The following is an 11,965-nucleotide window of genomic DNA, read 5'->3' as shown; positions in this document are numbered from 1 at the left end:
GGTATCGTTTCGCTCGACTCAGCCTGCAACGGTCACGCCCTTTGCCGCTGCAACACCAAAGCTGTTTTGGTGAATGCCTGCAATACCGGCCCGGCCCCGGCAATAGCCACCGCATCGACTAAGCAATACCAAGCCGCTACACCGCTAGGCGGGTTGCCTTGCGGTAGGTGCGAGGCGGGGTCGATCTCGGCCCAGGCCCAGGTGCCGGCGCTGGTGCCGACGATTTCCAGCCAGGAGGTAATGAAGAACGCACCCAAATAAACCATGGGTGAGCGGCCTTTGAACAAGTAGCCCAAGAACACCACAAACAGCACCGCGCCGATGATGTCCAAGCGTCCGAGGCCGCTCAACCCCCAAGCCACCCAGGTGCCGCAAACAGCTACAACGAAAACCGCAATGCGGCGGGCGTGTTGCTGAAATAGCCCGGAGCGACCCAATGCCACGGCGGTGAGATACACCAGTCCATGACCGGCTGGTACGTAAGCCGGAACATTGCCGAAGCGGTAGATATAACCTTTCATATACACGGACGCGAAGTATTCGCCGATCACCGCAAAGGTTACCGCTACGGCTACTTGGGTGCGCACATATTTGCATTCGCCGCGCAGCCAAGCTATCAAAAACAGCCAGCCGAAAAACGCCAAAACGTATTGCATGAATTGCGGCGCGAAGCCATCCATCGTCAAACAGATGGTGGTGGTGACAAAGGTAAACGCGGCAATCTGATAATCGCGTTTATTGTGCTCAGCGACTGTATTGACGGCAGGGAAGTGCGGTAAGGAAAAGAAACTCATGGCTTAGACAAAGGCGTAGGCGACGGCGATATAACGCAACACTTTACCTAAAAAAATCGCTAACAGCGAGGACAGTATGGAAAGGCGCAGCCAGCCGCCGGCAAAACACAGGCCGTCGCCGACTAGCGGCAGCCAGGAAAACAGCAAGGCCCAACTGCCCCAGCGACGCACGGTATTTAGCGATTTTTGATGTTGCTTGGCTAAAGCTTCGGCGGGATATTTTTTGGCAGCCCACAGGCCCAGCCACCAGGTGGTCATGGCGCCCAAGGTGTTGCCGATGCTGGCGATAGCGACCAACTGGCTGACGGAATGTTGTTGGCTGTTAACCAGGTAGGCCAGTACGGCTTCCGAACCGCCGGGTGCGACGGTGGACGAAATGAAAGCGCTGATAAATAATCCCAGAGGGCCGAGCGATTCTAACTGCATTTGTTTGGCTCATAAAAAAAGCCCCTGAAACTACTGTTTCAGGGGCTTTTTGCTTAGTCTTTATTTGTCCGGTAAGGCGATGACGTTTTTGCCGGATACCATTTTGATCAGCTTGCCGATCAGTTGCATGACATAGCCAACAGCGTGAGCGACTTGCTCCAGTACGGTAGCAACAATTTCGCCGGCGCTCATGCCTTTAAAGCGTTTCGCCAGCCAAGGCGCGGCAATAAAACCGATAGCCAAACCGACTACGGTGGTGCCGGAAACAATCGAATCATCGACTGCGGCAACAGGCACGGGTGCCGCTGCCACTACTGGGGCTGCCACGGGTGTGCTGGGAGCTGGCGCGTCGAGTTTAGGATCGTAGGGTCTGCCGCTGTAATCATCTGGGAAAATCGCCGCGGTTACCCCAGGAATGCTGGGCAAGTCCTCGCTGCCTTTGCCGACCTTTAATTGGGCTTTCATACCTTTTTCCATGTGCTGCGCGATGTCGCAATGCACTAGATAGGTTTTGTCGCCCGGCGGTAGGATTAGCGTGCCGGATACTTTGCCGGGACCGCTGACTTCCAAATGGAACATACCTTTGGGGTACAAATATTTGGGTAATCCGTGCATCATCCATTGATGACGGATTTCATCTTCATTGACGAAATGTACAGTCAGTTTGGTGCAAGGTTCGAATTGAAACTCCTGCTGATCGAACGCAAACATGGTGCCGGGGAATTTCTCGGAATATTTGTGCCCGGCATGCACGGTAATTTCCTTGGTTGCGGCAATTTTGTCGCAGCCGCCGGGCAAGGTGTCGGTGTTCTGGCCCATAACCATGCCGCCATCCATATCCATCAAATGACCGTCGCCGTGGTTCATCATCTGATTGTGATCCTGCATTTCTTTTGCGGACACAGCAGTAACAGATAAGGCACAGACCAGTGTGGCAAGTGATACGAATTTGAACATTATTGCATTACCTCAAAGGGGCGTTATGTATAGCGTGGATTATGCCGCGATAGTTCTGATTGACAAGGCTGCCGGACATGACGTTATTCCGCCGCGCAGCATAGGCGGAATAACGGTTCTTGCGGCGTAATTCTTAGATTTCTTTCGCTTTACCAATTATGCCGTCAACTTTGCGTTTGAAACCGGCGTTAGACAGATAAAGGACGTACAAGCCAGCGAACAACACCAATGCATACAAGGCATAACTACCTTTGCTGGTCGGTTGACCCGCACCGGCTTTAAAGCTCATGTGTGCATCCAATCTTTCGCCATTATCTTGCAGTAGCGTGATGTGAATCAAATGTTTGCCGGCTTCTGGCACGCCTTGTGGCAGGTTCAGAATGACGGTGCCTGATTTATGTTTTTCGGCTGCTTGGAAGAAAACCCGTTTGCCTTCAGGCTCTTTGGTCACTTCAAATTCGATAGCCATGCCGCGATAGCGTTGGTCTTGATAGTCGAAGACCAATTGAGTCAATGTGTTGATATCGGGAATATTGCCGCAGAACTCTTCAGCCGGGTATGCGTTTGGCTGGTAGGCGGTGTAATGGATCCAGTGATCTTTTTCCAGTTCGAACTTACATTGGTCAGTATCAGTACCCGCGGCGCCACCGTGTGCCAATACTGTTGATGAAAAAATCAGGCCCAACAAGCCCAGTAAACCGTTTCTTAATATGCGAGAGCTTCTCATAAATACCCTTCCCGTGTTAATAAATGCTGTAGTTTTTATTATTTTTCATGTGGTTATACATGAACATGTTTAAATCATTGGCGAACGTAACTGCCTGATTTCGATCAAAACAGCGCTTAACTCTAGCACATCGCCCTAGCCAAAGAAAGGCTATCGTGCCGTAGTTGAGATGATCGATTCAAGCTGTAATTTTTTTTGTCAGCAATCAAAGACAATCCTTATAATGGGGTTATGAATCATCCCTTTAAATTGCCTCTGCCTGTTCAGGTCTACTGAAATATCCCCCTATCCGGTTAATTAAATAACAACAATATGTCCAAATTAATAAACTCTGCCGAATGGAATGCCGTTAAGCAACATCACCGCGAGATTGCCGGCAAATTTTGCATGAAGGATGCGTTCGATAAAGATCCGCAACGCTTCGACAAGTTTTCCGTGACATTTGGCGATTTGCTGTTCGATTTCTCTAAAAATCTAATTACCGAAGAAACTTTGCCTTTGTTGATTGAATTGGCAAGCCGCGCGGAGCTTTCCGCCAAGACCGAAGCCATGTTTTCCGGTTCCATTATTAATACCACGGAAAAACGCGCTGTCTTGCATACCGCTTTGCGCAATCGCAGCAACAAGCCGGTATTGTTTCGCGGTAAGGACGTGATGCCGGAAATTAATAAAGTGTTGGCGAAAATGCGGGTATTTACGGAACAAGTCCGTTCCGGTGCCTGGACCGGCTACACCGGCAAGACTATTACCGACATCGTCAACATCGGCATCGGCGGTTCCGATTTGGGGCCGAAAATGGTCGATACTGCATTGGCGCCTTACGGTAAAGACGGTTTGAAAGCCCACTTCGTTTCGAATGTTGATCAAACCGACATCGTGGAAACCCTGAAACCGCTCAACCCCGAGACTACCTTATTTTTGATCTCGTCAAAAACATTTACGACTCAGGAAACGATGACCAACGCCCGGTCGGCGCGTAACTGGTTTTTAAAAGCTGCGGTTGACCCGGCCAATATTTCCAAACATTTCGTGGCGATCTCGACCAATGTCGAAAAGGTTAAGGAATTTGGCATAGACCCGGAGAACATGTTCGAGTTTTGGGATTGGGTCGGTGGCCGTTATTCCCTGTGGTCCGTGATCGGCATGTCCATTGCCCTATACATAGGCATGGACAATTTCGAAGAATTGCTGATGGGCGCGCATATCGCCGACGAACATTTCCGCAGTGCGCCATTCGAAAAAAACATCCCGGTCATCATGGGCTTGCTGGGCATCTGGTACAACAACTTCTTCGAAGCGGAAACCTATGCGATTCTGCCGTACGCACAGTCCTTGAAATATTTTGCCGATTATTTCCAGCAGGGCGACATGGAAAGTAACGGCAAAAGCGCTACCATCAACGGTGAAAAAGTCGATTACAACACCGGTCCGATTATCTGGGGCCAACCCGGTACAAATGGTCAGCATGCCTTTTTCCAATTGATCCATCAGGGCACCAAGCTGATTCCAGGCGATTTCTTGGCGGCCGCGCAAAGCCAATACGACTTACCCGACCACCACGATATTCTGATTTCCAACTTCCTGGCCCAAGCCGAAGCGCTGATGCGCGGTAAAACCGAGGCCGAGGTTAGGGAGGATTTAAGCCATGAACCTAATCTGGATGACGCCCTGATTGCCTCCAAAATCTTCGAAGGTAACAAGCCATCCAACTCGTTTTTATTCAAAAAGCTGACCCCCAGAACCTTGGGTACCTTGATTGCGTTTTACGAACACAAAATCTTCGTACAAGGCGTGATCTGGAACATTAATTCCTTTGATCAAATGGGTGTGGAATTGGGGAAAGTGTTAGCACGGGCGATTCTGCCGCAGCTGAAAAACGACGAGATGGTCACAGACCACGACAGCTCCACCAACGGCTTGATCAACGCTTATAAGCGCCTGCGTAAATAAGAGGCATCACCCCCGGTAGTCGCCAGTTGGACGGCGGCCACCAGCCAGTCATAAGTTTAACTCGTCCTTTAAGCTTGAGTGTTGCAGTGTTTTGCCGCAACGTTCAGGTGTCTTGCTCGGTCAGCCGAACAATTTTCTCGATTGCCGCCTTTTGAAGCCCCGACGTTCCCGTTCACGGCTCGAACGATCAAGCAAAATACCGGAACGATTGACCAAAAAGCTCAGCTGTTCAGGTAAATAGCCTCATCATTCTCGCTCAAAGCGAAAACGACCGAGCTTTTTGGTAGAACAGCCAAGCAATGCTTCAGAATAATCAGGTTCGGAATCGGAATGATCTCCTTCTATGCCAGAACACTCTTGTTCTGAGCCTGAATGATCGAGCTGTAAGTCAGAATGACGGTGAAAAAAGCGGGATGATTGCAGTTCAGGCCGGAAATGATCAGGAATTTTGCCAAAACCGGGTTCTTTCTTCTAAGCCATTTCCAAACTAATCCTAAGCAGCCTGTCATTGCGTAGCGCTCAAGAGGTGTGCTAACGTTCAAAATGTGTTTTGGAAAATACTACGCCAACTTTTAGCACGCTGACATGGATTTCACTTCTTCTATCAACTCGCCTGGTGATGCATCAAAGTCTGCAAAGCTGCGAAACCCAGGATACGTCGCCCACGTTCGCCACGTGGACGGCGCGATTCAAACAGTGTCTGAGCACTTATTCGAAGTCGCAGAAATCGCCAAGAATCTGGCCGCAAAAATTGCAGTGCCGGAGGCAGGGGAATTAATTGGTTTACTGCATGATTTCGGCAAATACAGCGAGGCCTTTCAAACCTATATCAGTACCGAGACTGGATTGCTGGCGCCGGATGGCGATGACCAGCCCAACCAAAAAGGCAAGGTCGATCATTCTACCGCCGGAGCACAGTGGGTTTGGGATGCACTTTCCAAATTCGCCCGAAACGGCAGTCACGACGAAGGTAAGCTGTGTGGTCAGATTCTGGCCTTGTGCATAGCCTCGCATCACGGCGGCTTGATCGACAACTTGTCAGCGGATGGCGAGGAGCATTTATTTGCCAAGCGCATTAGTAAAGCCGATGACAAAACGCATCTAACCGAATGCAAACAACAAGCCGATTCGCCAGTCCAGGAACGTGCCAAAGCGTTGGCAGGCAAAGAGCTGCTCATCAGCATGTTGACGCGCTTGAAAACCTTGGATTCGGCATCAGATACCATCACGCATTTCAACCGTGGTTTATGGACGCGGTTCTTATTCAGCTGTTTGATCGATGCTGATCGTATCAGCAGTGCCGATTTTGAATATGTCGAAAACACCGCTTATCGTCAACGCCAAAAGCCGGACTGGACAATTGCCGTTGAGCGCCTGGAACAGCATTTACATCAACTCAGCAATAAACCCGTCGAGCAAATCGGCCCTATCGATCATATCCGCCAAGCCATTTCCGATGCTTGTCATCAGCGGGCCAGCGACGCGCAAGGCATCTATACCCTGACCGTGCCCACCGGCGGCGGCAAGACCCTGGCCAGTTTGCGCTATGCCTTGCATCATGCCCGTCAGCATCAACTTGAGCGCATCATTTATGTGATTCCCTATACCTCTATCATCGAGCAAAACGCCACAGCGATTCGCGATATTGTGGAGCATGAACAGGATTCGTTCCCCTGGGTACTGGAACATCACAGTAACCTGGAGCCTGAGGAGCAAACCTGGCACAGCAAACTGGCAGCCGAAAACTGGGATGTGCCGATTTTGCTGACTACCATGGTGCAATTCTTGGAAACCTTATTCGGAGGCGGCACTCGCGGTGTTCGGCGACTGCATCAACTGGCCAATAGCGTCATCATCTTCGACGAAATCCAGACCCTGCCGATACGCTGCACCCATTTATTTTGCAATGCGGTGAATTTTCTAAGCCAGCAAGCGAACACTACAGCGGTGTTATGTACCGCCACTCAACCGTTATTGAACAAGCTCAAAGCACCGCTTAAAGGTCAGTTGGAGATTCCCGAGCAGAACGAATTGATGCCTGATCCACTCGAACTGTTCAAACAATTACAACGGGTAACCATCCAGCCGCAAATTCGCCCGGAAGGTTGGTCGGAAAGCGAGGTTGCCGAGTTGGCTTTAAGCGAGCTGCGCAACAAAGGCAATTGTCTGGTCATCGTCAACACCAAAGCCTGGGCGCAAAAACTCTACCAGTTGTGTCGCACTGAATTGGACGATAACACGGTGTTCCATCTCAGCACCAATCTCTGTTCAGCACATCGACAAGCCCGTTTTGCAGAGATGCGACAACGTCTGGATGATAAACAACCCATGTTATGCATCAGCACCCAATTGATCGAAGCGGGTGTAGATATTGACTTTGCCAGTGTGATTCGTTTTCTGGCCGGACTAGATTCCATTGCTCAGGCCGCTGGGCGCTGTAATCGGCATGGTCATTTATCCGAGGCTACAGTGCATGTCGTAAATCCGGCCCAGGAATCGATCAATCAACTCATCGACATCAAGGAAGGTCAGAAGCAAGCCCGGCGCGTTTTAGGTGAGCTAGGCGATGGCAACTTGCTTTGCCCGGAGGCGATCAGCCGGTACTTTCAATATTATTTCTATGATCGCGCCGATGAAATGGACTACAGGTTACCCGCCGCGCAACTGGGCCAGGATGACAGCTTGTTAAATTTGCTCAGTCACAATCCCAAGAACAGTATCGTCAGAGAATCTGGCCGTTTTGAAATGCTCCGGCAGTCGTTCAAAACCGCCACACAACATTTCAAATCCATAGACGCTCCTACACAGGCGGTAATCGTGCCTTGGGGAGAGGGTGAGCAGTTGATTACCGAACTGTGTGGATTAAGTCGCTATGAAACTGCTCGTTATCGAAACTGTTTAAAACGTGCGCAAAAATACAGCGTCAATGTTTTTCCCAATGATTGGCAAAAGCTTCAGCAGCAACAAGCGATTTATCCCATTGGCGAGGAAGCTGTTTATTACCTGGATAAACGTTATTACAGCGATGCGTTTGGTTTAACCACTGAAGCCGTCAACAAAGCTCAAGCCGATATTTTGTAAATGACCAAAGGCGCAGCTGCGCAGGGAATTGCCTATGAATAACCGCATCAGTTTTCGATTGTGGGGCCGTTATGCCATGTTCACCGATCCGGTGACCCGGATCGGCGGCGAAAAATGTTCGTACCACTTGCCAACTTACGAAGCCATCAAGGGCGTGCTGAAATCCATTTACTGGAAACCGACGCTGATCTGGCATGTGGATAAAGTCCGCATTGTCAAACCGCTGCGCACCCAAACCAAAGGCACCAAACCTCTGAACTGGAACGGTGGCAACAGCCTGGCGATTTATACCTTTTTGCATGAAGTGGAATACCAGGTGGAAGCGCATTTCGAATGGAATCTCCATCGTCCGGAATTAGCCAATGACCGCATCGACGGCAAGCACTACAGCATTGCCCAACGCATGCTGGAAAAAGGCGGGCGGCAGGATATTTTTCTCGGCACCAGAGATTGCCAGGGGTATGTCGAACCCTGCGAATTCGGCAGCGACGCAGGTTTTTATGATGGCATCGACGAACTGGCCTTCGGCCTGATGTTCCATAGTTTCGGCTATCCCGACGAAACCGGCAGTTCGAGTCTGGAAAGCTTGTTCTGGCAAGCCACGCTCAAGCAAGGCATTTTGCAGTTTCCTAGGCCTGAAGATTGTAGTGTGCGTAGGGTCGTCAGGCCCATGAGCGTTAAAGCCTTTGGCGTTGACGACAATCTGCAAACCGTAGACCAAACGGAGGCAGAGTTGCTATGAGCTGGCTGCAAAAGTTGTATCAAACCTATGACGCGGGCGTGTTGCTGGATTTGCCGTTAGAGCAACAGCTCATGCCGATCAGCCATACGCCGCAAAATGCCCATATTAATATCGTTTTGGATGCTGAAGGCAATTTCAGACGCGCTTCAGTATTGGAGAAAACTCAAATCGTATTGCCCGCTACCGAAAGTTCTGCCAGTCGCAGCAGTGGCGAAGCTCCACATGGCTTGGCCGATAAGATTCAATATGTGGCCAAAGATTACGCAGGATTTGGCGGTAAGAAAAAAGCCTATTTTGAAAGCTATCGTCAACAACTCAACGCCTGGTGTGAATCACCTTATGCTCACCCTAAAGTGCAGGCAGTATATCGTTACATTGAGAAAGGCACGGTGGTTGCCGATTTAATCGCTCAGCAGATTTTGTTTGCCGAAACCAATGCACAAGGAGTACCTGAACTCTTGGAACGCTGGCAATTCGATGATGCGCCACCCGCATTGTTTAAAGTGCTGCCGAAAGAAAAAGGCATATTAGACCAGGGGGCGGCGTTGGTGTGTTGGTCGGTGGAAATACCCGGCAACTCACCCAGCGAAACGTGGAAAGACCCAAGCATTCAGGCCTGTTGGATTCGCTTTGATACGGCAAACAGTATTGAGAAAAGCTTGTGCTACGCCACTGGCGTTGAGCAGGTGTTATCCAATAACCATCCTGCCAAAATCAGACATAGCGGGGATAAGGCTAAGCTGATTTCATCCAACGACAGCAGCGGTTACACCTACCGTGGCCGATTCCTGGACGAAACCCAGGCCTGCGGCATCGGTTTTGAAGTCTCGCAGAAAGCCCACAATGCCTTGCGCTGGCTGGTCAATCGGCAAGGATTTAGAAATGGCGATCAGGTCTATGTGGCCTGGGCTGTATCCGGTGCTCAGGTGCCACAACCCTTGGCCGATAGCGGTATGGCCAACGACAGCGATGATTTCGATCTGGAAGAGGTGGCCGAGCCGGTGATCATCAACGTGCAAGTCGATCATGGTCGTAATCTTGGTCAAGCCTACGCCCGAAAACTGAGTCAATACATGGCCGGTTATGCGGCCAAAATCAGCCATAACGAACAAATCACCGTCATGGGCATCGACTCCGCAACACCGGGAAGAATGAGCATCATTTATTACCGCGAACTGTTGCGGGATGAGTTCTTCCAACGCTTGCAGGCCTGGCACACGCAATTTGCCTGGCGGCAGCGCCATAACAAAGACCTGCCAGTCGACAACGACAAAAAAACGAAAAGCCAGGTCATCTGGCCGATTTGCGCCCCATTGCCGCGCGATATTGCCGTCGCTGCCCATGGCGAAAATCTCGACGACGCGCTGAAGAAAAAAGTACTCGAACGCTTGTTACCCTGCATCATTGATGAAGCCCCGATTCCTCGCGACTTGATGGAGCTTTGCCTGCGCAAAGTCAGTAACCGCGTGGCCTACCCCAGCGATAAACACTGGTTGTGGGAGAAAAACCTCGGTATCGCCTGCGCTTTGATTAAAGGCTATTACCAACGACATCCAGACACTCAACTCAGGAGAGACTACGCCATGGCGCTAGAAGAAAACTGCCCGGATCGGGATTATTTGTTTGGCCGATTACTGGCCGTGGCTGATTACATCGAAGAAATTGCCCAGGGTGTAGGCGGGGAGAAACGTCCGACTACCGCTGCACGCTTGATGCAACGCTTCGCCGACCGGCCCTTTGAAACTTGGCGCACCATAGAGCTCAGCCTACAACCCTATATGCAGCGACTACAGGTTTCGCGTGCCGGGTTCCTGACTAACCGCAACAAAGACATCGACAGAATTCTGGCGCTGTTTCAACACGACGACTTCACCCGCAATGCGGCCTTGAGTGGCGAGTTTTTGTTGGGCTATCACTGCCAACGTCACCATTACAAACATAAACCCGAATCCAACCCTGCCAGTGCTGAAGGGCACGACGCCAACCTTGAATCAGGAGAATAAGCATGAGCTCGTTGAACCACAAAATTGATTTCGCCCTTATCTTGACCGTCAATCATGCCAACCCCAACGGCGACCCGCTCAATGGCAATCGCCCGCGCACCGATTATTCCGGCTATGGCGAAATTACCGATGTTTGTCTTAAACGCAAGCTGCGCGACCGCTTGCAAAGCGAAGGCCACTCGATTTTTGTGCAATCCGACGAGAAGAAAACCGACGGCATGACCAGTCTGAAAAACCGTGCGGAAGCTGACGCGCCGATTGGTTTGGGCAAGGATGCATTCAATCCCAAAAAACAGCACAAGGATGAAACCGCCAAACAAGCCTGTGCACACTGGCTGGATGTTCGCTCGTTTGGTCAGGTATTTGCGTTTGGCAAGGAAGGTGATTCTGCCGGGGTTTCGATAGCCATTCGCGGCCCGGTCACCATTCAGTCCGCATTCAGTGTCGAGCCGGTCAGTATTACCAGCACCCAAATCACCAAAAGTGTCAGTGGCGAAGGCGATGGCAACAAAAAAGGCTCGGACACCATGGGGATGAAACATCGCGTCGACCAAGCTATCTATGTGGTGTATGGCGCCATGACCCCGCAACTGGCTGAGAAAACCGGTTTTAGCGATACCGACGCCGAAACCATCAAAGCGGTGTTGCCGCGCTTGTTCGAAGGCGATGCTTCTTCGGCTCGCCCGGAGGGTTCCATGGCCGTCAAAAAAGTCATATGGTGGCAACATAACAGCAAAGCCGGCCAGTATTCCTCCGCCAAAGTACATGGTAGTTTGCATGTAAATCCGGACGGCAGCTATACACTAAACAATTTGGATGGCCTGCTTCCGGAAGAAGTCGATGGTTTTTAACTAACGAGGTAGTTATGAAATACAAAGTCGTTTTAGAGCCTTCCGAAGAAGGTATAGCTGTGTCGGTGCCCGGCTTACCGGGTTGTCACTCTCAAGGTGCCAACGAACAGGAAGCCTTAAGTAATATTGCCGAGGCAATCGCCGAGTATTTAGCGGTGGTTGACGATTTGACCGTCAACAAAATTGTCAAGGAAGTAGACGTGTTGGAGCGCCGCATTGCCTAAGCTGGATGGTATCAACCACCTACAGGCGGTGCGGGCTTTGGAAAAAGCCGGTTTCCGGATTGCCCGGCAGGGCAAGCATATTGTAATGACAGACGGCAGCCGGATTTTGACCATTCCCCGGCATAATCCCGTCAACGCCATTACCATGGGTAATATCATTCGTGATGCTGGCTTGAATAACGACAGTTTTAAGACGCTGCTTTAATAGCA

At 50.7% G+C, this 11,965-nt stretch carries 11 protein-coding genes; 7 read left to right on the top strand and 4 right to left on the bottom strand.

Going from position 1 to position 11,965, the window contains the following annotated elements; all coding sequences use genetic code 11:
- Nucleotides 1-32 precede the first annotated feature (32 nt).
- The 4 genes from ACH5Y9_RS19255 to ACH5Y9_RS19240 all read right to left on the bottom strand — a co-directional run bounded on the left by ACH5Y9_RS19255 (nt 33) and on the right by ACH5Y9_RS19240 (nt 2,904).
- The gene (locus ACH5Y9_RS19255) at nt 33-794 is read right to left on the bottom strand and encodes a hypothetical protein (protein ID WP_445367222.1); all 762 of its coding nucleotides are present in this window, start codon (nt 792-794) and stop codon (nt 33-35) included.
- A gap of 3 nt (nt 795-797) precedes the next feature.
- Nucleotides 798-1,220: a YqaA family protein gene (locus tag ACH5Y9_RS19250; protein WP_033158518.1), complete on the bottom strand. Its 423-nt coding sequence runs from the start codon at nt 1,218-1,220 to the stop codon at nt 798-800.
- A gap of 60 nt (nt 1,221-1,280) precedes the next feature.
- A complete protein-coding gene (locus ACH5Y9_RS19245; protein WP_445367221.1) occupies nt 1,281-2,177 on the bottom strand; it encodes a copper oxidase in 897 nt (298 codons plus the stop codon).
- A 133-nt stretch (nt 2,178-2,310) separates the two neighbouring features.
- Complete coding sequence (locus ACH5Y9_RS19240) at nt 2,311-2,904, bottom strand: hypothetical protein (protein ID WP_033158520.1); 594 nt, start codon at nt 2,902-2,904, stop codon at nt 2,311-2,313.
- 312 nt (nt 2,905-3,216) lie between these two features.
- Between ACH5Y9_RS19240 and pgi the strand changes: the two genes are divergently transcribed.
- The 7 genes from pgi to ACH5Y9_RS19205 all read left to right on the top strand — a co-directional run bounded on the left by pgi (nt 3,217) and on the right by ACH5Y9_RS19205 (nt 11,960).
- The gene (gene pgi / locus ACH5Y9_RS19235) at nt 3,217-4,854 is read left to right on the top strand and encodes a glucose-6-phosphate isomerase (RefSeq protein ID WP_171696783.1); all 1,638 of its coding nucleotides are present in this window, start codon (nt 3,217-3,219) and stop codon (nt 4,852-4,854) included.
- 585 nt (nt 4,855-5,439) lie between these two features.
- Nucleotides 5,440-7,935 (top strand): CRISPR-associated helicase Cas3', encoded by a 2,496-nt coding sequence (cas3, locus tag ACH5Y9_RS19230; RefSeq protein ID WP_445367220.1) that lies wholly within the window; start codon nt 5,440-5,442, stop codon nt 7,933-7,935.
- Between the two features lie 34 nt (nt 7,936-7,969).
- Nucleotides 7,970-8,677, top strand: coding sequence for a type I-C CRISPR-associated protein Cas5c (gene cas5c, locus ACH5Y9_RS19225; RefSeq protein WP_445367219.1), 708 nt, complete (start codon nt 7,970-7,972; stop codon nt 8,675-8,677).
- Entirely contained in the window at nt 8,674-10,680 is a 2,007-nt protein-coding gene (gene cas8c, locus ACH5Y9_RS19220; RefSeq protein WP_445367218.1) for a type I-C CRISPR-associated protein Cas8c/Csd1, read from the top strand. Before cas5c ends, cas8c begins: the two co-directional genes overlap by 4 nt.
- A gap of 2 nt (nt 10,681-10,682) precedes the next feature.
- The gene (cas7c, locus tag ACH5Y9_RS19215; protein ID WP_445367217.1) at nt 10,683-11,531 is read left to right on the top strand and encodes a type I-C CRISPR-associated protein Cas7/Csd2; all 849 of its coding nucleotides are present in this window, start codon (nt 10,683-10,685) and stop codon (nt 11,529-11,531) included.
- 14 nt (nt 11,532-11,545) lie between these two features.
- On the top strand, nt 11,546-11,755 hold the full coding sequence (locus ACH5Y9_RS19210; protein ID WP_415879696.1) for a type II toxin-antitoxin system HicB family antitoxin: 210 nt from the start codon (nt 11,546-11,548) through the stop codon (nt 11,753-11,755).
- Nucleotides 11,748-11,960 carry a type II toxin-antitoxin system HicA family toxin gene (locus tag ACH5Y9_RS19205; RefSeq protein ID WP_415879697.1) on the top strand — a complete coding sequence of 71 codons (213 nt, stop codon included), beginning with the start codon at nt 11,748-11,750 and terminating at the stop codon, nt 11,958-11,960. The genes ACH5Y9_RS19210 and ACH5Y9_RS19205 overlap by 8 nt, the downstream gene beginning before the upstream one ends.
- Nucleotides 11,961-11,965: the final 5 nt, after the last annotated feature.

The organism is Methylomonas sp. BW4-1 (genome assembly GCF_052474385.1).
The sequence above is the reverse complement of the archived record's forward strand: the minus strand, read 5'-3'. Positions and strand labels throughout refer to the sequence as shown.